The sequence below is a fragment of the Acetobacteroides hydrogenigenes genome (genome assembly GCF_004340205.1).
GTDB lineage: Bacteria > Bacteroidota > Bacteroidia > Bacteroidales > ZOR0009 > Acetobacteroides > Acetobacteroides hydrogenigenes.
Map to the genome: position 1 here is coordinate 1 of NZ_SLWB01000010.1, position 23,273 is coordinate 23,273.

Below are 23,273 nucleotides of genomic sequence, written 5' to 3' on the forward strand. Positions count from 1 at the left end.
ACTTCGGCCTAACGAATCGGCTTTAGCCTTCTTTTGGTTGCTGCAAAGATAAAAAAATGATCGTAATCCTTGGATTTAATCATAGTATCTGACGGCAATAGCTTGTCCCGGCATCTAAATAGTAGACCGAAGGTCTTTTATGGTCTATAATAAATTTGGAATTGTAGAAAGAAGTCCTTCGGACTAGATTTTAGATTGGCTACGCCGAACTAAAGTTTCCGTGACAAGCACGGGATGATACTATGGGTAATATTGTACGTTATATCGAGCGCACGTTAAAAAAGATAGCCTCCGCATTTGCGGAGGCTTTTTCGTTTATGGTTAGTTCTTATCCATTTTTATATCCAGCGTTGTCATTTCATTATCCGATATGCTTACGGTTTCGGTAATGGTTGCATACCCTGACTTCTCAATTATAACGGTATAGGTTCCTTCGGGTAAGCTCTTAACCTTAAAGATGCCCTTTTCGGCAGTTTTCTTTACGATGGGTTTAGATTCTTTTGTTGCCGATGCTACTGCTGCTTTTGATGCAGCAAAGAAGGTTGCCTTTGCACCCTTTATGGGTTCGCCATTGGAGGCGCTTACGATCTTTGTTGTCAGCGATAGCGTCGTTGATTTCTTGCCCTGAACCTTGCGGATGCTCTTGTACTGGCTGTAAAACTCAGGATGAGTGGTGCGAACAACTTCAACTAAAAGATCGATCTTCTCGAGAATTTCGTCATTCTCCGTAAAGATTCGGTTCAGCTGATGGGTGGCAGCCTTCGATTCGTTTCTTTCGATGCGCATCGATGGGATTTCGTTGTTAAAGAGCGTAGTTGCATCCTTAAGCTCTGTTAGCATTTCGGGCGTTACACCGTATTCGGCCAGCTTACTGATATTGGCATTTGCCTTTATGTAAATAAGGTTTGCCTTATCGATGAGCTTGGAGTCGGGTGCATGCAGCAGCTCCGATTCGGTGAAGTGTACTTCTGCTGCCAGCACGGGATTACCGTTAATCTTAGCGTAAGCTTCGGTTTTGATGGCAATGCCAAAGGCTTTTGTAGCTAGGCTGGTACGTAGCTGCTCCTTTTTTACAGCCGTTCCTGTTTTGTCGGCCACCTTTAACCCGCATATGTCCCCAATTTGCTGGAGATTGCTGGTAAACCGAGGGAAGAGAACGTTAAATGTTGGAAGCTTATCGGTAATTTCCTTGTTTCTACCTAAGAAATCGCGGGTAGACTGCTCCATTACATACTTGGTTTCTTGCTTGCTGTTCATTGCTATTCAACTTTTAGTGGCTTTTTAAACGTTAACAAATTAAAAATACAAATAAATTTATATTGATATTTACTACGGATAGTAAAATATAACAAACATTAATTATGTGAGAATGTACAAGGGGGGAAGAGGCGTTCTGAATGGGTAAAATAGTATTGTACAGGGGAACGGACTGCTGCTAATTATATAAAAGGATACACTTCGAAGGTATAAAGCCTATAGCATATCTCTAAAGTAACAGCAGACTCGAAAATAGCTATGGAAAAAATTATATAAAAACTATTACACGGGGTGGTAATGGTATCATGCAATATAAAAACGCTGTCATTCGAAGTTTTAAATCTTGTCATATAGTATAAAAATGCAATCATTCGGGGTCTCAAGCCTTGTCAGATGGCATAAAAGTGCTGTTACATGGATTAAAAATGACGACAGATGCAATAAAAATGGTGGCATTCGGGGTATAAGGTCTTGTCATATGCAATAAAAGCTCCGTCATCTGTAGTAAAAGTGCTGTCACACGCGATAAAAATGGTGACAGATGTAATAAAAGCATTGTCACATGGGGTAAAAATGGTGACAGATGGGGTATATTTATGGAATTGTACCTTCTATATTGAGACTGTTCATGCAACTGTGTCTGCAAAGTTAACGTTATCATTTTGCAGACACAGTTGCATGAACAGTCTCGTAGCAGCAGCATGGTTTCATAAAAAAGCCGCACGATTCCTCGTGCGGCTCTTTTGCTGATGTATGAAAAAACTAGTTGAAGAAGTATCCGCCGTTAGGATAAATACCAACATTGTACTCTTTTATTTTCTCGCCATTGGTACTATTGTAACGAATCATCTTGTGGGTAAGAGAGGTATAAGGAGCAGTCATAGCCATTATTTCACCATTAGAAGGATTGATGGCTAATCCATAAAAATCGCCACTAATGAATGGCTTTGTTGGAGCCGCAGCTGCCGCAATGTCCATTTGGAAGATACCGGGTGCTCCATAGCTTCCTATATAGTAAAGCTTATCCTTGGTGCTGCTTATCTGAAGTCTATCAGGATTAAAGCCTTCTATGTTAATTTTAGTAACTTCATAATTAGATGGATTAATCTTGCAAATAGCACCTTTAGTGCTATTTGCTGAATTTGTCCAATCGGTATAGCCTGCGCATACAACCCATACTACTCCTGTCTTATCTACCACAAATGCTTTAGGAGAATCTGCTACATTAATGGTTCTTTCAATGGTGTTGTTGCTAAGATTGATAACCGATATGGTGTTATTTTTACCACCGCTTCCAGCGCTATTGGCTACATAAAGCTTATTATTATAAATAACCATTCCTTCTGGATCAGATCCTACTTTAATAGACCCCGTAACCTTATTCTCTTTAAGATTAACTATAGCTATCTCATCATTTTTCCAAGCGCTTACATAGCCTGTTTTTCCATTTACAACCATATAGCGAGGACCTTCTACTGGAATCATAGCGTATTTCTTGCAGGAGTACTTGCTTACGGCAACTATCTTGTTCGATCCGTTGAGAACTAAATAGGCTGAAGTATCTGCCACCGCAATACTTTGGAGTACGTCACCCAACTCCTCCTTGTTCACCTTATAGTAAACGTCGTTGGCAAGGCTATCGCCGTTGGTGTAGTAGAGCGAAATCGATGCCTCATTCTTTCCGAAGCTTCCCTCGTTGACGATCACCATTCCTTGGGTAAGGTCGTAGCGTTGCTTAGGTTTTGCAGGCGAATCATCATCATCGCAAGCTGTAAACTGTATTGCAGCACCTAGCAGAAGGGCCGCGTAAAGTAGCTTTTTCATGTTTCTATTGTTGGTTTATTGTTGATTACTTCTATTGTCGGTATATGCTGAGGCTACCTCTGCTTTCCAAAGCTTACGGATACTCCGGCTTGGAAGGTTCTTAGCGGTAGCGCGTAGCCTTTTACCATTTGGTAGTCCCTGTTCCAGATGTTATCTATCCGTGCGAATGGTCGCATACCGCCCCAGCTAAAGTGCATCTGTGCTTCAACCACAACCGAGCCTATGCTGTACGGATTCAGCCAGTCGGTGTTGCTGATGTAGTAGCGCCTACCCGTATACGAATGTGCGTACCGGATGCTATACCACTTTGTTTGAAGGTAAATAGCGGCGCTTCCTTTGTATTTCGGCTTGTACGGAAGCTGCTGTCCTTTTACAGCCGATCCCGAGGTCTGATCGGTCGATCGCGTAAACAGCCCCGAGAGATCCACCCCCAGCGTGGTACGATTCAGCTGCTGCTTGGCCGTAATGTTGGCCTCGGCACCTCTCGACCATACCGACTTCACGTTTTGAGGAGTCCAGATCGACCCGCTTGGCATCCACAGAATCCAGTTGTCGACGTTGTTGTTGAATGCAGCCGTCTTTACCGAAAGCAAGAACCCTTTCTTCATGTACAGGTAGTCCAGCCCCAGCTCTTCGCCGTAGCCGTCTTCCGGTTTCAGATCCGGATTTCCCCATCCCGTCCAGTACAGATCGTTAAACGAAGGCACTCGGTAGTTTCGCGATACGTTCCCCCTTAGCTGTAGCCCAGGTAGTAGCCTTTTTTGTAAACCTACCGACCAAGTCATAGGCGATGCATCGCCATTTATAAGCTCCTGCCGAATGCTTGCAAATGCCTCGAACCCACCATTGCTGGTGCGGAAGCGATATCCAAGCACACCGGCAGGTCGGTATCGCTCTTTGGCGTCAGGATAGTTGGTAGAGGAGGCTCTCTCGTACGATGCGTTTATACCGCCCTCCAGCGTGCTGCCCGCGCTAAGGGTCACAATGGCTTCGCCCTCCAGCTGTCCCTGTGTGGTATGGTGATTCGATCGTTCTATGCCCGGATTGCGGTATTTCTGCCAGTCGTTAAAGAGTGCCGACTTTACGTTGAAGCGAACCCGATGGCGCGTAGCTTGCCATTGCGCTGCTGCTCTAAGAAAACGGTTGTAGTCGTATTCGCTGCTCATGGTGTTGCTCACCATCGGGGGGTACTGGTTGTATCCGTCCTGTCCCCAAACCGATACCACCAGCTTGTCGTTGCCAGTAAGCGCAAATGTTCCGGTTTCCATGATTCCGCCCTTGGAGTAGCGGGCGTTTATCTGCCTATCGCGGTTGTCGCTGCTGTTAACTTTGTAGTCGTTCTCGGCTTCGGTGTAGAATAGTCGGGTGGATAGCGCCATTTTAGAGCCGCTGTAGGTGTGCTTGGCTCCGGTGTACGAAAGGCCGTAGCTACCTACCGACTGCATCACCTCGCCGCTATGCCCTTCGCCAAGATTCAGGGTGTTGTCCAGGTGAATAACTCCGCCAATGGCACCGCTGCCAAACAGCGCGCCGTTTCCGCCCTGCTGTACCACCACTTGATCTACAAAGAAGGTAGGGATGCTTCCGAAGTTAACCCCGGCGTTCATGGTGCTCTGCAGGTTGATGCCGTTCCAGAGCACGGCCGTATGCGAAGAGTTTAATCCGCGCATCGACACGTTCGAGGTCCCTCCCGGACTGTAGCTGTTTACCGTAACCGCAGCTTGGCTGGTAAGCAGTTCGGAGAGTAGCATGCTGCTGTTCTGCCGAAGTTCGGTTGGCGAAACTATTTTTAGCGATAGCCCCGACGTGTAGCGCTTAAGTTTGCTGCTTACCACTACCTCTTTAAGGTGTATGGTATCCGCAATGGGCCTTTCCTCAGGAAGATTCCCTGGAATGGAAAGCGCGCTAAAAAGAAGAACGTTAAGTAACATGTTTTACAAATGATCAAAATCGTTAGCGATTCAACCATTTAAAACCTGCGAATAAAAAGATGTGATGCTGTAAGCAATGTAAAAGAATTACACCAAGCCCTTTATCCGAAAGCTATAAATGTTCACGTTCTGGCAGGTCTTCTGGCTTGTTCCCCTTTTATCGGCCTTCCCGTCCCAACCGGACAGTGGCATTTGGATGGTGATAAAAGGTTTTGGTAGAACTTACAGCAGCGGTAACTGCTCGGGATTTTCACCCGATTCCCTTTTCGCCCCGCATATGGCGGAAACCAAAACTGGCGCAAAGATAGGCTTAATTTATGTACTCAAAGGCGAATTAGCTTTTTTCTTTTCAGATTTCCTAAAAGTGCCCCACTTTTCGGCTTTTGCTAAATGCTAACCGTATCATGTTAATTTTTTTTTGCAATAATGTTTGCTACAATCGGTAAAAGAATATTTTTGCAAAATGCCTTATTCAGAAACAGGTGCGGAGTGAATGGATTATCCACTATCTCTGCACCTTTTGTTTCTAAGCTTAGGCATGAGCTAGCCATGCTATTGTATCCTTCTGTAACAATCCTACGACAATCGATTAACGCTAGATGTAAGGCGTTTGGAGTATGTTGGCAGAAATAGCTAACTTCGTGGCTGGATGTATAACTACTGCATCTTTCAACATCAAATTTTATGCAACAACGTAAAAAGGATGCCGTTCGCCTTAATAAGCTAATTAGCGACGCTGGGTTTTGTTCGCGTCGAGAGGCCGACGAGTATATTGCGCAAGAACGCGTTACCGTTAATGGACATACCGCAGAAGTGGGCGATAAAGCTTTTAAAACAGACTTTATTCGAATTGACGGAGAGCCGCTTCGATTTGTTGAAAAGGTTGTGGCAGAAAAGAAACAGCCCGAATTTCGCTCTAAACGTATAGGTCGAAACCTAGGGACAGAGGAAAAAAAGTCCAAACCAGTTCCGGCAGAAAAGGAATATGAGCGAGCGCCTAAGGGAGGTAAGCAGTCGGGTAAAACAGGTCTCGTTAAAAAGGCTGATTCAAAAGAAAGAGCATCAACAAAGCCCGAAAAGAAGGTAGGTGCTGCAAAAAAATGGTTCTCTAGCCGCAAAAAGTAGCCAACAACCTGTACTCTTCGCTTTTCATTTCATAAGTTTGTGTGAAATATCACCGCTAAGCCCAAAGTCTGCATTAATAATGTTTCGAAGAATTGCTGCAACGATATCTCTGTTCACCCGAATTCCTATTGCACGATGGATGTCAATCTCCCATGTGGAATACGGGAGAACCGCTCCATTTTATGCTATTGTAGGATGGATTGTTGGTGGGCTTGTTGCGCTGGTATTCTACTTGGTCGATTTCCTATTTACCCAACCCGTTACGGTTGCCATTGCGTTAACCTTTTCTGTTTTTTTGACAGGAGGTTTGCAGGAAGGAGGCTTAGCCTATTTCTTCGATAACCTAGGAGGTAGGCATGGGCAACGCTTCTACGTTAAAAATAGGACCGATAAGCAAATTGGCATACAAGGTATTCTTGGTGTTGCGCTAGCGCTGATACTTCAGTTTGCAATACTGCAAGAGCTAAGCCCCGCTTTGGTTCCTTGGATTATCCTTTCGGGCGAAAGCTTATCGCGCTTGGCAACCATTACATTAATAGATACCAATAGGTACCTACGGCCAAAGGAAGGATACGATGCCGCCCCGGCTTTTAGTAAGTTGGGTATAGATGGCTGGCTTATTGTTCTGGCTACAGGAACTCTTCCATTTTTGCTAACGCTTAAGTTGAAAATTTGGTTTGCGATTATACCTCTGGTTGCCGTTCGTATTATTATGGAGATTTTCTTTAAACGATTTAGGGGCGGAGTTAACTTTGAGGAGTGTTTGGCAACTCAGCAGTTTTGCCTGATCGCATTTTACTTAGGTGTTTCAGCAATTCCTAATGTATAGATAGGTCTCGTAAAAGCATTAATGCTAAAAGGCCTCGAAGAATGCTTCTTCGAGGCCTTTTTATTGAATAGTTTAATGCTCGCGTATCGTTGCGTTTGGGTATAAACGCAAAAAAGGGTAAGCTACTTACATCGCACCGCTACAACCGCTTACCCTTGCTACCTTCCGGTCCTGGGGGGATTCAGCAGGAGCTGGTCGTGTAAGACTTACCCGGGCACAAAAGTACAACAAAATCCGAAGAAGCCAAATAAAATATGCAGGCATTCGCCAAAACTGCTATCTTTGACAATCATTAACCATTAAACGCAAACTTATGGAAGAAGAAGTAAAGGTATCGACATCAGAGATGCTTAAATCGGCATCAATGAATGGTGTTTACGTGTCATTAGTTCCAATTGTCATTGCTGTCCTGATCTTTGTAATGAATCCTTCATTTATAATGATGGGGGTATTGGGTATTCTTTCTTTTATTTTGACTTACATTTTGGTAGTGGTTCTTTCGATCAAGTATCGTAAAGAAAAGCTCGATAACAGGATGAAGTATGCCGATGCGCTGGTGTACACCCTGGTAGTGGGGTTAGTGGCAAGCATAATCTCCTCCGTTTTCAGCGCCTTTTACCAGTATGTTATAGATCCATCGTACATTGATAACATGGCGGTAAGAATGCAAAACTTTATGGAAGCTCAGAATGTTCCTCAAGCGCAGGTTGACGAGGCCATTGATGAAATAATGAAGGCTAAGGAAGTCGGAGCCTTCTTGGTTTCACAGCTTAAGTCTATTTTGATTTTTAACTTGCTAATTATCCTATTTGCACCTTTATTTGTAAAGAAAAGTGCACCTGTTTTTTAGGAACAGAGTTTTAAGGGTAAAATTTGACTAATGAGTAAGTTAGATATTTCGGTAGTAGTTCCGTTGTACAACGAGGAGGAGTCGCTCCCCGAATTGGCAGAGTGGATTGATAGGGTTATGAAAGCCAACGGCTTCTCTTTCGAGGTAATTATGGTCGACGATGGAAGTACCGATGACTCTTGGAGTGTTGTTGAAGAGTTGGCCTCAAAGTATTCCTTTGTTAGAGGAATTAGTTTTCTTCGCAACTATGGGAAATCGGCTGCGCTATATTCAGGATTCGATGCGGCTCAAGGCGATGTGGTGATTACCATGGATGCCGATTTGCAGGATAGCCCTAACGAGATCCCTGAGCTTTACCGAATGATAGTTGAAGAAAAGTACGACCTTGTGTCGGGTTGGAAGCAAAAGCGCTACGATCCCATCGGGAAGAGGCTTCCTAGCAAGTTCTTTAACGCCACAGCTCGTTTGGTTAGCGGCATTAAGCTCAACGATTTTAACTGTGGGCTTAAGGCGTATCGACGTAGAGTTATTAAGAGCATTGAAGTCTATGGAGAGATGCACCGCTATATTCCCGTTCTTGCAAAGCAGGCTGGCTTTAAGCGAATTGGAGAGAAAGTGGTAGAGCATCAGGCTCGAAAGTATGGCGTCACAAAGTTTGGTTGGGAGCGTTTTATTCATGGGTTCTTGGATCTGCTCTCAGTTGTGTTTGTGTCTAAATTCGGTAAAAAGCCAATGCACTTTTTTGGAACACTTGGCATAATAACCTTTTTAGTGGGAGGTATCTTATCCGGATTTATGATTGGCGAAAAGATATACCATCTAGCCAACCATATGAAGGTAAGAGAAGTTACGGACCAGCCTCTATTCTACATTTCGCTAACATTGGTTATTATAGGAGTGCAGCTCTTTCTTACAGGTTTTCTTGGAGAATTGGTTTCAAGAAGTTCTAGTGAGCGTAATAGCTACCAAATAGACAAAAGATTGTAAGATAAAATGTAAAAAAGGAGCCCTTAGCAAGGGCTCCTTTTTTGTTGACAGCGTCTCTTTTCTACCTGGAAAGAGGATGCTGTTTTGAAGCTTTCTTAAAAGATTAGTATCACTTCCCTTTTTTTAGCGGTCATCTAAATTCCTATACTTCCCCCCATTTCTGAAAAAAAAATTTTATCTTTAAAATTGTTTGGGGATAATTTTAAAGATCGCCAGATAAATACTAGATTCGCAGTATTAGTTAACGAGTTTTTTTGTACTAAAAACATGATAATAATGAAGAAGTTACTAGTTGTTCTGCTAGCATTGGTTGTTTTATCTGGAGTTGTGTCGTCATGTGCAAGTTCTTCAAAGCCTTGTCCTGCATACCCACAAGCACCAAATCGGAGGTAGTATTTCTTTGACCTTTCTAGTGTAACTTTTCAGGGGAATTCTTACAAGCCCTTAAGGGAGGGCGTTTTAGTTGGCTGGCTGTCGTTTGAATCATCTAAGATTTTTAAGATCAACAATGTAAATTAGTAATATTTTATACTATTACAATTGTTGGGCTGTTTGTTGGGGGTTGATGTATCCTCTAATTTGCTATCTTTGTGAATCGATAAACAGCAATTTATTTCATTATAACATTTAAGCTATGGCTAAAATCAAAGTTGGTATCAACGGATTCGGAAGAATCGGACGCTTAGCATTCCGTGCTGCACAAAAGCGTAATGATATGGAAGTTGTTGCAATCAACGACCTTATCGATGTTGAATACATGGCCTACATGCTAAAGTACGACTCTGTTCACGGTCGTTTTGATGGCACTGTAGAAGTAAAAGATGGACAGCTTATCGTTAATGGTAACGCTATCCGTGTAACAGCTTGCAAGAACCCAGCCGATATTAACTGGGGTGCTGTAGGTGCAGAGTATGTTATTGAGTCTACAGGTTTGTTCCTTACCAAGGACGCTTGCCAAGCTCACATCGAAGGTGGTGCAAAGCGTGTTGTAATGTCTGCTCCATCAAAGGACGATACCCCAATGTTCGTTATGGGTGTTAACCACACAACCTACAAGGGTGAGCAATTCGTATCAAACGCATCTTGTACTACTAACTGCTTAGCTCCTCTTGCTAAGGTTATCAACGATAAGTTTGGTATTATTGAGGGTCTTATGACTACAGTTCACGCTACTACCAACACTCAAAAGACTGTAGATGCTCCATCTGCTAAGGATTGGAGAGGTGGTCGTGCTGCTAATGGCAATATTATCCCATCATCAACTGGTGCTGCAAAGGCTGCTACTAAAGTTATCCCTGAACTTAAGGGTAAGCTTACTGGTATGTCTTTCCGCGTTCCAACTCTTGACGTATCTGTTGTTGACCTAACTTGCCGTATCGAGAAGGCTGCAACCTACGACGAAATCAAGGCTGCTGTTAAGGCTGCTTCTGAGAACGAGTTGAAGGGTATTCTAGGATACACTGAAGATGCTGTTGTATCTACCGACTTTATTTCTGATCCACGCACCTCTATCTTCGATGCTGAGGCTGGTATCATGCTTAACCCTAACTTTGTTAAGCTAGTATCTTGGTACGATAACGAGTGGGGTTATTCAAACAAGGTTCTTGACCTTATCGCCCACATGAGCACTGTAAAATAGTCTAGTACTATATAAAATAAAAAGGCCGACAATTGTCGGCCTTTTTATTTTTAGAGCTTTTCTATCTATTCGTACCTCAGGGCTTCAATTGGATCAAGTCGTGCTGCCTTTACGGCGGGAAGGTATCCAGAGGCTAAACCTACCCCAAAACTTAGCAGAATCCCAATGGCAATCCATCCCCAGGGAACAATAAAAGGACTCCCTATTAATGATGATATTACGTTGCCAATTAAAACACCTAGTATAATACCCAGCATCCCCCCCATTTGGCATATCATAATCGATTCGAAAAGGAACTGCTGCTTGATGTTTTTAGATTTTGCTCCTATGGCTTTTCGAACCCCTATCTCCTGCGTTTTTTCTGCAACTGCAACAAGCATAATGTTCATTAGGCCAACGGCAGCACCAAGCAGGGTTATAAAGCCGATGAGGGTAGCCGCATAGGTAACGTACTTTAGATTTTCGATAAGAACTTTTGCTATTGCATCGCTTTTTATGATGTTGAAATCCGATGGATCTGTAGCTCTGAGCTTTCGAATGGATCGGAATAGCCCTTCGGCTTGCTTTGGAGCTTCCTTAAAGTGCATTGGGTTTCTTGGCATGACCAATATGGAGAAGGAGGATTGCTCGCGAGCGCGCAGCGTTTTGCCTATGGTGACAGGTATAATAACCATTCGGTCTGTACCTCCGCCCATCATTCCTCCTTTGCTTTTAAGGACTCCTACTACCCTATATTTCCCGCCTACAGTATTGATAATTTCCCCTGTGGCATCGGTTTTTTTCGGGAATAGCTTTTTTGCAATATCTTGACCAATCACCGCCACGTGGTTTAGGTTCTCTACCTCCGATCGAACTATTCCTCGCCCTTTCTCCATCTCATATCCAGAGTTGGTTATAAAGTTTTCATCTGCGGAAACAATGGTGTTGTTGGGATTCGTTTCGTTACCATTTCCTCGAATAATTCTGGCTCCACCTATTCGCATGTAGATGCTGATGTTCGAAGGCATCTCGTATCTTTCCTTGAATTGGATTGCTTCATTGTACGAGACATTGGGATTGTTCCTTACGCGTCCTCGAGAATCACCACCTACGCGTATGTTAAAGTCGCGGCTTGTTATGGTAAAGGAATTGGCCCCCATCATAGAAAAGGTGCTGGTGATGGAACTTTTTATAGAATCTATAGCTGTTGTGATACCAACCAAGGCCATAAGTCCGATTGCAATAATAACAATGGTAAGGATTGTTCTTAGCGGGTTCGACCTTATGGAAAGCCATGATATTCGGAGGTTTTCGTGTACAAATGCTCCTGCTCGCATATTCAATCGGTTTTTACTTATATATTTTTCTAAATGTACAAAAATCATTAGTAAAACAAAGCTTTTGCAATAGTGGCTTTGTTCATTCTATATTTTTTATTTTTGGGGAATAATTAACGACTAAAATCTTTTATATGGTTTTTAAATTCAGAGCATTGTCAGGCGATGTGGATAGCTTTGCTCGTGATTACGAAATATCTGAAGAGAATACCCTTTTTGATCTTCACCAGCTTATACAGTCCGACCTGAACTTCGATTCTTCGCAAATGGCCTCATTCTTTTCGGTAGATCATGAGTGGAATAAGCTTCGTGAGTACACCCTTTTTGAGATAGGAGAAGAGGCTGATGACATGGAAGATGCTCCTGTTCCTATGGATGTAGTAACATTAAAGGAGGTTGTAAAGGAAAAAAATCAGCGTTTGCTCTATACGTTTGATATTTACAACGACAGAAGCCTCTTTCTTGAAGTACTTGAGCATAAAAAGCTAGACCCAAGCGTGAAGTACCCAATTATTACCTATTCTGTGGGTGAGCCTCCTTTCCAAATTGAGAACGCAAGCGAAGAAGACTCTATCTACGATGATGTGATGGAGGACTTCAACGATTTCGAATCGTATGAGGATTACAACGAGCATTCGGACGATGATTTTTAGTGCTAATGGGTAAAAAAACTCTGGTTGTGCTGATAGGTCCAACGGCTGTCGGCAAAACCGATTTGAGCATTAGCATTGCCAAGGCGTTAAATGCCCCTATCGTTTCGTCGGATTCGCGGCAGATATATAAGGAGATGAGAATTGGAACTGCGGTTCCTGAACCGGAGCAGCTGGCTGCCGTTCCTCATTACTTTATAGGTTCTCGTTCCATTCAAGAATCCTATACGGCCGGCCGTTACGAGTTTGATGCGGTAGAGGTCATCGAGAACCTTTTTAAGGAGGTAGACTACGTTATTTTGTCGGGAGGATCGGGCTTATACATTGATGCGGTTTGCTTGGGGATTGACGCCATTCCTGCAACAAATAGTGAAACTCGCGAAATGTTGATACAACGCTTAAAGAACGAAGGATTGGACGTTTTGACAGATTGGCTTAAGCGTTTGGATATCGACTCATATAGCACAATTGATTTGAACAACCATCAGCGCGTAATTAGGGCGCTCGAGGTGTGCATTATTTCAGGGGTGCCTTATTCTACTCTCCGAAAGAATTTTGAGAAGACGCGCAGCTTTAATATTGTAAAGATAGGCTTGCAGCGCGACCGCGAGGAACTCTACCAACGTATAAATCGGCGAGTGGATGTGATGATGGAGGATGGGCTGCTCGAAGAAGCGCGTTCTCTTTACCAATTTCGAGATTTAAATGCGCTCAATACCGTTGGTTATCGCGAACTATTCGACTATTTCGATGGAAAGACATCGCTACAGGAGGCTGTTGATCTCATCAAAAGAAACTCGCGGAGGTATGCAAAGCGGCAGATTACCTGGTTTAATCGTTATAACGACATTACGTGGTTCTCGCCAAACGATTTTGACGCTATAATGGAGTACATTGCTGCGACGAGCAAGATCTGAGGTGCTTGCATTTCGCAATTTCAATAAAAAGAGCCAATTTTGCTGGCTATCATTGCATTTAACATGACGAAACCTTTGGATATAGTAATAGTAGGTCCTGCTCATCCATTTCGAGGAGGTATTGCTGCCAATAACGACAGGTTGGCTTTAGAGCTTATGCGAATGGGGCATAGCGTGAAAATCTATACCTTTAGCTTACAGTATCCTTCGTTCCTTTTTCCTGGAAAAACACAGTATACAGCAGAACCCAAACCAGCCGAGCTGGACATCGATATTGCGGTTAACTCCATTAATCCGCTTACATGGATAAATGTAGGGTTGAAAATACGTAAAAGAAGGCCGGATATTCTTCTTATTCGCTACTGGTTACCCTTTATGGCCCCCTGCTTTGGATCTATTGCACGAATAGCCAAGAGTAACGGTCATACCAAAGTTGTTTCTGTTGCCGATAACATTATCCCGCACGAAAAAAGAATTGGCGACCGCTTGCTTTCTAAGTTCTGGTTAGGCTCTACGCATGGCTTTGTGGTAATGTCGCACAGCGTTGGGAAAGATTTGGGAACGCTTGGCTATAAGCGACCTGTTGGTTTCTGTCATCACCCTCTATTCGATAATTTTGGCCGAATCATTCCTAAGGATGAGGCTAAAAAGCTTTTAAATCTCGACCCTTCGTTCGATTACATGCTGTTTTTCGGGTTGGTTCGCGACTACAAGGGGCTAGACTGGTTGCTTGAAGCCTTCGCAGATGCTCGTTTGCAGAGCAAAAAGCTAAAGCTGCTGGTTGCCGGAGAGTTTTATGCCGATCCCAAGCCTTACTACGATCAGGTGGAGCGTCTTGGTTTGAAGGATAAGGTGATCTTCTACCCGATATTTATTCCAGACCCTGAAGTTGGTCGATACTTTTGCGCTGCCGATATCGTAGTTCAACCCTACAAGCATGCTACTCAAAGTGGGGTAACCCAAATTGGGTACCACTTCAATAAGCCAATGCTGGTAACCAAGGTTGGTGGCCTGTCGGAGATTATTCCTGATGGAAAAGTTGGCTACGTTGTAGAGCCGAACACTCCTAGCATTGCCGATGCGCTTGTTGATTTCTACGAACGCGCTCGCGAAACCGAGATGTCGGATAATGCGCAAAAAGAAAAGGCAAAGTACTCGTGGAGCAGCATGGCCAACGAAATTTTGCGAATATTTGATGAAACCAAAAAAGCTTAACTAATCTCTAGCGCCTAAAAAAGGAAACGTATGAATACCATATTTACTCATCGCTCGATTAGAAACTTCACCGAACAAAAGGTGGAGGAGGAAAAGCTAACCCGTATTCTTGAGGCTGGCGTACGCGCTTCGACCACTGGGAATATGCAGGTGTATAGCATTGTTGTAACTACCGATAGCGAGTGCCGCGAGGCGCTTAATGCCTGTCACTTCAACCAGCCTGCAACCAAGGCTCCGGTTATGATGACCTTCTGTGCCGACTTTAACCGCTTCAATAAGTGGTGCGAGCAGCGTAAGGCAGCTCCCGGATACGATAACTTTCATGCTTTTGTAGTTGCTGCTATTGATGCGCTATTGGCATCGCAGAACGTGAGCCTGGAGGCCGAGAATCAGGGCTTGGGTATTTGCTACCTTGGCACCACAACCTACACCGCCGATAGAATCATCGATATTTTGAAATTACCCCAAGGTGTTGTGCCTATCACTACCGTTGTAATGGGCTATCCTAGCGAAATGCCCGAGCTTACAGATAGGCTTCCTCTAGAGGCGGTTGTTCATCGCGAAGTTTACAACGATTATACTCCTGCGGATATCGATAGGATTTACGCCGAGCGCGACACGCAACCCTTAACCCTTAAGCTGCTCAAGGAAAATGGGAAGGAGACGCTTGCGCAGGTGTTTACCGATAACCGTTACACTAAAAAGGACTTTGTTGCCATCTCTAACCTGCTGCTCGATGTTCTGAAAAAGCAGGGATTTATGAATAATGAGATGTAGCCATTAGAAGCTAATCGAAATTTAGGCGTAAGCTATTCTGAAGTAAACCGGAAATTGACATTAAAGAATTGTCCAAGTTGATCTTCTGTGGTTATCCAGCGTCTAAAATCTAGCATCTTGTTTAGGGATTACTCTAGTTTTTTCATATATCAGCAAAAGAGCCGCACGAGGAATCGTGCGGCTTTTTTATTAAACCATGCTGCTGCTACCATTTTCCACCACCTTTTATGCCGTTAGCCGTAGGGCATTGCACCGCATCTTACTCAACATTTATAGCATCTTCCCCAATTTTTACCCCATGTGGCAGCGTTTTTATTGCATCAGCCATCATTTTTATTCCATGTGATCGCATTTTTATGCAATCTGACAGGACTTGATACCCCGAATGACAGCACGTTTATGCCATCTGACAAGGCTTGATACCCCGAATGACAGCACGTTTATATCATCTGACAGGGCTTGATACCCCGAATGACAGCACGTTTATACCATCTGACACGACGTGATACCCCGAATGACAGCACGTTTATACCATCTGACACGACGTGATACCCCGTATGACAGCACGTTTATACCATCTGACACGACGTGATACCCCGAATGACAGCACGTTTATGCCATCAGACACGACGTGATACCCCGAATGACAGCACGTTTATGCCATCAGACACGACGTGATACCCCGAATGACAGCACGTTTATGCCATCAGACACGACGTGATACCCCGAATGACAGCACGTTTATGCCATCAGACACGACGTGATACCCCGAATGACAGCACGTTTATGCCATCAGACACGACGTGATACCCCGAATGACAGCACTTTTATGCCATCTGACAGGGCTTGATACCCCGAATGACAGCGTTTTTATACCATCTGCCAAGGCTTGATACCCCGAATGATCGCACTTTTATACCATCTGACAACGCCTTATACCCCGAATGTCACCCTTTTTACAACGAATGACGGAGCTTATACAGCATCTGCCGCGGCTTATTTGCGTCCTGCCGTCGTTTGGAGGAAATGTTATCGGTTTTTATACAAGCTAGGAGATTCTTCGTTAGCGGTAGCTTCTACGGTTTTGCAGTTAGTCCTTCGAATGGAGATGTAATGGCCATGGTTGCCGACAGGAAAGTAGCGGCCAACAATAAAATGGTTCGTTATATCGCTACTGGAAGCAAGGTTAAGGAGTATGTGGTTGGCGTTGGCCCTAACGGTAGATACATTTTCAGCTAGGTTTTTCATACATCAGCAAAAAAGGCGCTCGATTTCTCGTGCTGCTTTTCTATTGCACCCAATTATTTCGGTATCGGTGAATAGCAAAAGGCTATACTCAAAAGCCATTAACCCATTTGGGAAGAATGGCTAGACTGGCGGGAACGAGGTAACCGGATTGGATATAAGGGGATCCCACTTAAGAACACGAATGGGATTCTGGACTCCAGGCTCCTGTTTTTTGTATATTTAGGCAAGCTAATAATACTTCTATGGTACGAGTTGTTATTGTTTTCGGATTGTTGCTTGGTGGGGTGAGCGTTGCCTTTGCACAAGCATCTAGGGACAGGGCAAAGGCCGAGATTCTTGCAGCAGAGGCTCGCTTTCAGCAAATGGCAGCCGATAGCGGTGTTGCTGTGGCATTCGAGCACTTTGCGGCTCCCGATGCGGTAATCAACCGAAGCGATATAATTATGGTTGGCATCGATGCCATTGTAAAGCATATGCGCAGCAGCAAGGTTACTGCTGTAAGGCTGCAGTGGAAGCCCGATTTTGTTGATGCCTCGGATGATGGTACGCTTGGCTACACCTATGGCAAGTATACCTTTTCGGCAATCGACCCTGATGGAAAACCGATTTCATCTACAGGAATATTCCATACCGTTTGGCGGCGGCAGCCCAATGGCGAATGGAAGTATGTTTGGGATTAGCAATCTTCGACCTTTTACATAGAAAAACGTTGCTTATGTCCGCTAGCGTAGGCCATTCGTCATAGGTCATCGTAGCGGCGATGGATATCGTATAAATTTGTAGTCAGCACAAAATCTTTTCTAATGAAGCTGAAAGTTATACTGCTTGCCGCTGTCGGCTTAGCCTGCTTCAATGGCAGCTCGCAACCGTCGCAAAGGGCTATTTTTACATCGCCCAACTTCTCCATCTTCCCCGATATGGTAACGTGGAAAGCCGATCGTGCCTTTCTAAAGGGCGATACGCTATACTCTACCTTCAACGGTAACGATGAACCCGTGTTTAGCAGCACCACAGGAGCCTACAAGCGTTCCATCGTTTTAAAGAATAGCCACTATCCGCAGCTAAAGTCGTCGGTGCCTATGGTTGATGCACTCTATAACATGACGCTGAACGAGCTGGATCTTCTTCGCACAAAAGATGGATACTTTGATACCGGAAAGAGCTGGGGTGGCGTTTGGACGCGCGACCTTAGCTATGCTACGATACTTGGAATTGCCATTGCCGATCCGGAGGTGGCAAAGAATGGGCTAATGCGCAAAACCAAGGATGGCCATATTGTTCAGGATACCGGATCGGGTGGGTCGTGGCCAATATCGAGCGACCGCAACACCTGGGCGCTTGCCGCTTGGGAGGTGTATAAGTACACGGGCGACAGGAAATGGCTGGAAACTATCTATCCAATAGTAAAGAATACGGTAGAAGCCGACCTTAAGACGATCTTCTATCCCGGAAGCCTTCCGCTTGGCGAATCTTCATTCCTAGATTGGAGAGAGCAAACCTACCCTATGTGGATGAAGCCTATTGACATCTACCGCTCGGCTAACCTCGGAACTACAGTGGTACACTTTCAGACCTACAGCATACTAAACAGCATCGAAACGATATTGGGTATTAAGGGAGGTAGGTACGGCAGGCTGGCCGATGAGGTAAAGAGCAACATCAACGCACAGCTGTGGATGGGCGATAAGGGGTACTACGGGCAGTACCTATACGGCATTAACTCTATGTCGATTTCTCCTCGATCGGAGGCCCTCGGCGAGGCGCTAGCCGTTCTATACGATGTGGCCGATGCCGATAGGCAAAAGTTGGTAGTAGAGAATACGCCCATTACCGAGTATGGCACTACCTGCATCTTTCCGCAAATCCCCGAGGTTGGACCATACCATAACAATAGCGTGTGGCCATTTGTGCAGGCGTTCTGGAACATTGCCGCCGCAAAGGTGAAGAACGAGGCTGCGCTGAGCTACGGCATGGCCTCCATCTATAGGGCCGCCGCCATGTACCTTACCAACAAGGAGAACTTTGTGGCATCAACGGGCGATAGCCATGGAACGGCCATCAACTCCGACCGCCAGCTGTGGAGCGTTGGCGCCAATATCGGAATGACCTACAAGGTTATTCTGGGGATGAACTTCGAACCCAACGGTATTGCCTTTGCCCCTGTAATCCCTCATGCCTATGCAGGGAAGTACACGCTTACCAACTTTAAGTACCGCAACGCTACCATCAACGTAACCGTCGATGGATTTGGTTACGAGATTGCCTCGTTCACCGTAAATGGGGTAGAGCAGACGCCTTTTGTTGACGGTGGCGCTACGGGCGTTCTCAACATTAGCATCAAAATGAAGAATGCGCCATTCGCCCCATCGAAGGTGAACCTAAGGAGCGTAGACTTTGCGCCTGCAACTCCCATTGTTGCGCTTAACGCCGGAATGCTGGAGTGGAAGAACGTGGCTGGCGCTGTAGCCTATACGGTAACCCGAAACGGCAAAGTGGTAGTAAACACTTCCAATAGCTCGTACGCTATTGGCAATGATGACTGCTATACCGAGTATCAGGTTAAGGCGGTTGATGCGCAAGGGTACGAGTCGTTCCTTAGCAATCCTGTTGTTATAGAACCTCAAGATAAAACGTTTACCGTCGAAGCCGAAGACTTCAATCCTAAGTCTGAACTTCCCTATACCAGCTTCTCCGGCAAAGGTTTTGTGGAGATGACCACTACCAAGAATACGAGGGTTTTCATCCCTGTAACGGTAGGCGAGGAGGGCGACTACCTGCTCACCCTTCGCTACTCCAATGGAACCGACCGTATGTGCTGCGGGAACTCTGCCGCGCTTCGTACCCTTTGGGTTAACGGGAAGCAGGTAGCTACGATGGTTTTCCCGATTGTCGAAAAGGATGCATGGAGCGACTGGAGCCGATCGAACGCTGTTCGAGTGCATCTGAAGAGAGGAAAGAATGCCCTTAAGCTTACCTACGAAAGGCACAACCGCAACATGAACGGCGATATCAACCTGCTGATGCTCGACAACGTTAAGGTGGTGAAGCTGTAGCACGAAAGAAGCAGAACGATGCTACTCCGAAAGTTAAGCCAGAAAAGGCACAACGATATGCTAGAACCCCCAAGAAGGTGCAATTCTTCTTGGGGATTTTTTGTGCAGGGATACTGTAACCGACACCAAAAAGCATGTAATCGAAGGGTAAAATGTGGCAACCCGGAGATAATACTAGGTAACCATTCTTAAATTCTGTACATACCAAAAAGCCAGAAACCTCGCGGCATCTGGCTTTTATGAATAAAAAATGGAATTACATCAAAAGTCGTTAGAATAGATCTACGGCCAGCTGGATGTTGCCGCTGTTGAGCTCGGGGTTCCAGAGCGCGGTGGCCGATACCGGAATGGTGTAGCTGCCGATGGTAAGGCTCTTCGACACCACGAAGCCCGTAGCCACGATGTTGCTCTTGGAGGCGTAGAAGTTCTGCGTCTGTCCGGCAAGGGCAAATGCGCCGCCAAGGTACAGCTTCAGGTCGTAGCCGTTGTAGTTGCAAACTGGGTACTCGGCGTGCACGTAGGTGGAGTAGCGGTTGTCGCCTAGGCGAGGTCCTACGCCGGGTAGGCTGCTCGGAATCGATTCCAGGTCTCTGCCGTACACGATGGTGCTAGCCGATAGGTACAGCGGAAACGATTTGCCGAACTGGTAGCCGAGGGTTACGTCGATAAAGTGGCTGGTCGTCTTTTGGTCGTAGTCGAACAGCTTGGTGGGCATGCCGGGCGAGAAGTTGAAGATATCCCACACCTCGAACTTAAACCCACCCTTGTTGTAGGCCACGTAGTAGTCGAACTCGCGGTAGTCGCCGTTGAATCCGGCACCACCCCACACGCCCACCTTAAAGGTCTTGGAGGGGTTAATGTAGGCCACGTTTAGCCCGGTCATGGGCGCCTCGGTAACGGCGTAGCCGCGCCAAAGGTGCATGTTCTTAACCTGAAGGTGCATGTCGAGCGAGCCTTGAGCAGGCGAGTCTTGTGCTTGTGCGAACGGGAACACCGATAGCATTCCTACCGCTAGTATGATCGATTTAAATAGCTTCATAGGTCGAAAATTTAGGGTGAAAAAGCCTGCATCCAAAAGCAGGGGCCTTTGGCGAGTGATGGTTAAGTAAAATGTCTAGATCGTTAAATCTGGAATGATGAGCTACTGGCTAGCAAATGGTGAAATCGAAGCTATTCCCCTCCTTTTCAAGGAGGGGTGCCCGTAGGGCGGGGAGGTTGTTGTCGCTAACTTACATCTTTTAGATTCTTAAACCACCCCCGGCTGCGCCGACCCCTCCTTAACAAGGAGGGGAGTAGCAGCTAATCATTCTTTTCTGAAGTTATAAATTGGTAGTTTGAGCTGCGTTCCTAACTGCTACACGAGGTACATGAAGGCAGCTGCAGCCAAAGCTCCACCTACGATAGGCGCAAGAACGGGAACCCACGAGTAGGCCCAGTCGTTCGATCCCTTTTCCTTGATAGGAAGGATGGCGTGCATAATGCGGGGGCCAAGGTCGCGGGCAGGGTTAATGGCGTAGCCGGTAGTACCACCCAGCGAAAGTCCGATTACCCAAACCAGGAGGGTTACGGGGAGCGCACCCAGCGAGCCTAACCCGATTGGGGTAGCCGATGGTCCTTCGATCTGTGCACCCGTAAAGAATAGGATTACAAAAACAAGGGCAAAGGTTCCGATTACCTCGCAGATAAAGTTGACGGTATAGTTTCGGATGGCAGGCCCGGTGCTGAACACGGCCAGCTTGGCACCCTTATCCTCGGTTTGATCGAAGTGATCCTTATACGATAGCCATACCAGGAATGCTCCGGCAGCAGCGCCCAGCATTTGCGCCCCGATGTAGGGCATAACGTTTGCCCAGGCAAACTTGCCGGCAATGGCCAGCGCGATGGATACGGCAGGGTTTAGGTGTGCGCCGCTGTAAGGCCCTGCTACGGTAACCCCAATAAATACGCCAAGCGCCCAAGCGGTGGTAATAACAATCCAACCTCCACCATTACCTTTTGTTCCCTTTAGTACAACGTTGGCAACTACTCCACCACCCATTAGTATAAGGAGCATTGTGCCTAAGAATTCTGCGGTTAGTGCGTTCATGTTTCGTCGATTTAAAAAGTTAGCTTGAAAGAGTATCGCAGCCCTTATTTCAGCCCTGGGCTGCGATACCATTGATTAAAAATACACAGCCAGCATGATGCTAATCTTCGTCCAGGTCAATCCAGCTTTGGGCACGCTCAACAGCCTTATGCCACTGCTTAAGCTGCTTCTCGGCCTTATGCTTGTCCATTTTTGGTTCAAATACTTTGTCGATAGACCACTGCTTTTGCAGCTCGTCGGTGCTTCCCCAGTATCCCACTGCCAAGCCTGCAAGGTAGGCGGCTCCAAGAGCGGTTGTCTCGAGCACCTTAGGGCGGATAACCTTACCGCCAAAGATGTCGGATTGGAACTGCATCAGGAAGTTGTTGGCAACGGCGCCGCCGTCAACGCGGAGCTCGTGCGAGTCCTTACCCGAGTCGTGCTCCATTGCCTCCAGCACGTCGTACACCTGGAAGGCGATGGCCTCTAGCGCAGCGCGTACCATGTGCTCACGCGAGGTGCCGCGGGTAATGCCCACCATGGTTCCTCGGGCGTACTGGTCCCAGTAGGGAGCGCCAAGGCCGGTAAGCGCCGGAACGAAGTACACGCCTCCGTTATCCTCTACGCTGGTAGCCATTGCCTCGGTTTCCGATGCGTGGGTAATAAGCTTTGCTCCATCGCGCAGCCACTGGATGGCGGCTCCACCAACGAATACGCTGCCCTCTAGGGCGTAGGTGGTTTTGCCGTCAATCTGCCAGGCAACGGTGGTAAGCAGGTTATTCTTCGATTTTACGGGTGTGTTTCCGGTATTCATCATCATGAAGCAGCCGGTTCCGTAGGTGTTCTTTGCCATGCCTTCGTGTAGGCAAAGCTGTCCGAAAAGCGCAGCCTGTTGGTCGCCGGCAATCCCCGCAATAGGAATATGCGTTGCAAATAGGGTGGTTGCTGTTTCGCAGTATACCTCGCTGCACGACTTCACCTGTGGAAGCATGCTCTCGGGTATGGTGAATAGCTCCAGCAGCTCCTTATCCCACTGCATGGAGTTTATGTTGAAGAGGAGGGTTCGGCTGGCGTTCGATACATCGGTTATGTGATGCTTACCTTGGGTGAACTTCCAAACAAGCCAGCTGTCAACCGTGCCAAAGCACAGCTTGCCTTTTTCGGCTCGCGAACGCGCTCCGTCTATATTGTCGAGAATCCATTTTACTTTGGTTGCCGAGAAGTAGGCGTCCAATACGAGCCCAGTTTTTTCCTGAATCATTTTGGCAAGTCCCTGCTCCTTTAGCTCGTCGCAGTACTTAGCGGTGCGCCTATCCTGCCAAACAATGGCGTTGTATATGGGTAATCCAGTTTCGCGGTCCCACACAATGGTGGTTTCGCGCTGGTTGGTGATGCCGATTGCAGCAATATCTAACCCTGTAAAACCTGCTTTGGCAACTACCTCGGCGGCAACCGATGCCTGGGTGTACCAAATTTCGTTAGGATCGTGCTCTACCCATCCGGGTTTGGGGAATAGCTGCTCGAAAGGCTTTTGCGATACGGCCTTGATTTCGCCCGAATGGTCGAAGATAATCGCCCTGGAGCTGGTTG

General features: G+C 46.0%; 19 protein-coding genes, 1 other RNA gene and 1 riboswitch. Of the genes, 12 read left to right on the forward strand and 8 right to left on the reverse strand.

Features of this window, described 5'->3' with window-relative positions:
• Positions 1-321: 321 nt before the first annotated feature.
• The 3 genes from CLV25_RS10480 to CLV25_RS10490 all read right to left on the reverse strand — a co-directional run bounded on the left by CLV25_RS10480 (position 322) and on the right by CLV25_RS10490 (position 5,012).
• Positions 322-1,257: a carboxypeptidase-like regulatory domain-containing protein gene (locus CLV25_RS10480; protein WP_131839606.1), complete on the reverse strand. Its 936-nt coding sequence runs from the start codon at positions 1,255-1,257 to the stop codon at positions 322-324.
• 762 nt (positions 1,258-2,019) lie between these two features.
• Entirely contained in the window at positions 2,020-3,081 is a 1,062-nt protein-coding gene (locus CLV25_RS10485; protein ID WP_131839607.1) for a DUF5074 domain-containing protein, read from the reverse strand.
• A gap of 53 nt (positions 3,082-3,134) precedes the next feature.
• The gene (locus tag CLV25_RS10490) at positions 3,135-5,012 is read right to left on the reverse strand and encodes a TonB-dependent receptor plug domain-containing protein (RefSeq protein ID WP_131839608.1); all 1,878 of its coding nucleotides are present in this window, start codon (positions 5,010-5,012) and stop codon (positions 3,135-3,137) included.
• A gap of 114 nt (positions 5,013-5,126) precedes the next feature.
• Positions 5,127-5,319, reverse strand: a riboswitch (cobalamin riboswitch).
• A 377-nt stretch (positions 5,320-5,696) separates the two neighbouring features.
• Here CLV25_RS10490 and CLV25_RS10495 point away from each other — a divergent pair.
• Positions 5,697-6,137, forward strand: a complete 441-nt coding sequence (locus CLV25_RS10495) for a S4 domain-containing protein (RefSeq protein ID WP_131839609.1) — start codon at positions 5,697-5,699, stop codon at positions 6,135-6,137.
• 79 nt (positions 6,138-6,216) lie between these two features.
• Positions 6,217-6,966, forward strand: a complete 750-nt coding sequence (locus CLV25_RS10500; RefSeq protein WP_131839610.1) for an adenosylcobinamide-GDP ribazoletransferase — start codon at positions 6,217-6,219, stop codon at positions 6,964-6,966.
• Positions 6,967-7,078: 112 nt separating this feature from the next.
• Here the strand turns inward: CLV25_RS10500 and ffs are convergent.
• Positions 7,079-7,178: signal recognition particle sRNA small type (ffs, locus tag CLV25_RS10505), an RNA gene on the reverse strand.
• 101 nt (positions 7,179-7,279) lie between these two features.
• Here ffs and CLV25_RS10510 point away from each other — a divergent pair.
• The 3 genes from CLV25_RS10510 to gap all read left to right on the forward strand — a co-directional run bounded on the left by CLV25_RS10510 (position 7,280) and on the right by gap (position 10,442).
• Entirely contained in the window at positions 7,280-7,816 is a 537-nt protein-coding gene (locus CLV25_RS10510) for a DUF4199 domain-containing protein (RefSeq protein WP_131839611.1), read from the forward strand.
• A 30-nt stretch (positions 7,817-7,846) separates the two neighbouring features.
• Complete coding sequence (locus CLV25_RS10515) at positions 7,847-8,803, forward strand: glycosyltransferase family 2 protein (protein WP_131839612.1); 957 nt, start codon at positions 7,847-7,849, stop codon at positions 8,801-8,803.
• Between the two features lie 634 nt (positions 8,804-9,437).
• Complete coding sequence (gene gap / locus CLV25_RS10520; RefSeq protein ID WP_131839613.1) at positions 9,438-10,442, forward strand: type I glyceraldehyde-3-phosphate dehydrogenase; 1,005 nt, start codon at positions 9,438-9,440, stop codon at positions 10,440-10,442.
• Between the two features lie 65 nt (positions 10,443-10,507).
• Here the strand turns inward: gap and CLV25_RS10525 are convergent, their stop codons facing one another.
• Positions 10,508-11,758, reverse strand: a complete 1,251-nt coding sequence (locus CLV25_RS10525; RefSeq protein ID WP_165877062.1) for an ABC transporter permease — start codon at positions 11,756-11,758, stop codon at positions 10,508-10,510.
• Positions 11,759-11,892: 134 nt separating this feature from the next.
• Here CLV25_RS10525 and CLV25_RS10530 point away from each other — a divergent pair, with 134 nt between their 5' ends.
• The 7 genes from CLV25_RS10530 to CLV25_RS10560 all read left to right on the forward strand — a co-directional run bounded on the left by CLV25_RS10530 (position 11,893) and on the right by CLV25_RS10560 (position 19,618).
• Positions 11,893-12,411 carry an IS1096 element passenger TnpR family protein gene (locus tag CLV25_RS10530; protein ID WP_131839615.1) on the forward strand — a complete coding sequence of 173 codons (519 nt, stop codon included), beginning with the start codon at positions 11,893-11,895 and terminating at the stop codon, positions 12,409-12,411.
• A 5-nt stretch (positions 12,412-12,416) separates the two neighbouring features.
• Complete coding sequence (miaA, locus tag CLV25_RS10535; protein ID WP_131839616.1) at positions 12,417-13,325, forward strand: tRNA (adenosine(37)-N6)-dimethylallyltransferase MiaA; 909 nt, start codon at positions 12,417-12,419, stop codon at positions 13,323-13,325.
• 75 nt (positions 13,326-13,400) lie between these two features.
• Positions 13,401-14,540 (forward strand): glycosyltransferase, encoded by a 1,140-nt coding sequence (locus CLV25_RS10540; protein WP_207895640.1) that lies wholly within the window; start codon positions 13,401-13,403, stop codon positions 14,538-14,540.
• A gap of 30 nt (positions 14,541-14,570) precedes the next feature.
• Entirely contained in the window at positions 14,571-15,317 is a 747-nt protein-coding gene (locus CLV25_RS10545) for a nitroreductase family protein (protein ID WP_131839617.1), read from the forward strand.
• Between the two features lie 1,026 nt (positions 15,318-16,343).
• On the forward strand, positions 16,344-16,556 hold the full coding sequence (locus CLV25_RS10550) for a hypothetical protein (RefSeq protein WP_131839618.1): 213 nt from the start codon (positions 16,344-16,346) through the stop codon (positions 16,554-16,556).
• Between the two features lie 251 nt (positions 16,557-16,807).
• A complete protein-coding gene (locus CLV25_RS10555) occupies positions 16,808-17,245 on the forward strand; it encodes a YybH family protein (RefSeq protein WP_131839619.1) in 438 nt (145 codons plus the stop codon).
• Between the two features lie 123 nt (positions 17,246-17,368).
• Positions 17,369-19,618: an alpha-L-rhamnosidase-related protein gene (locus CLV25_RS10560; protein ID WP_131839620.1), complete on the forward strand. Its 2,250-nt coding sequence runs from the start codon at positions 17,369-17,371 to the stop codon at positions 19,616-19,618.
• Between the two features lie 271 nt (positions 19,619-19,889).
• On the opposite strand, the gene CLV25_RS10565 is transcribed toward CLV25_RS10560, so the two are convergent.
• The 3 genes from CLV25_RS10565 to glpK all read right to left on the reverse strand — a co-directional run bounded on the left by CLV25_RS10565 (position 19,890) and on the right by glpK (position 23,256).
• Positions 19,890-20,657 carry a hypothetical protein gene (locus CLV25_RS10565; protein WP_131839621.1) on the reverse strand — a complete coding sequence of 256 codons (768 nt, stop codon included), beginning with the start codon at positions 20,655-20,657 and terminating at the stop codon, positions 19,890-19,892.
• Between the two features lie 315 nt (positions 20,658-20,972).
• The gene (locus tag CLV25_RS10570) at positions 20,973-21,704 is read right to left on the reverse strand and encodes an MIP/aquaporin family protein (protein WP_131839622.1); all 732 of its coding nucleotides are present in this window, start codon (positions 21,702-21,704) and stop codon (positions 20,973-20,975) included.
• A 100-nt stretch (positions 21,705-21,804) separates the two neighbouring features.
• Positions 21,805-23,256, reverse strand: coding sequence for a glycerol kinase GlpK (gene glpK, locus CLV25_RS10575; RefSeq protein ID WP_131839623.1), 1,452 nt, complete (start codon positions 23,254-23,256; stop codon positions 21,805-21,807).
• Between the last annotated feature and the right edge of the window lie 17 nt (positions 23,257-23,273).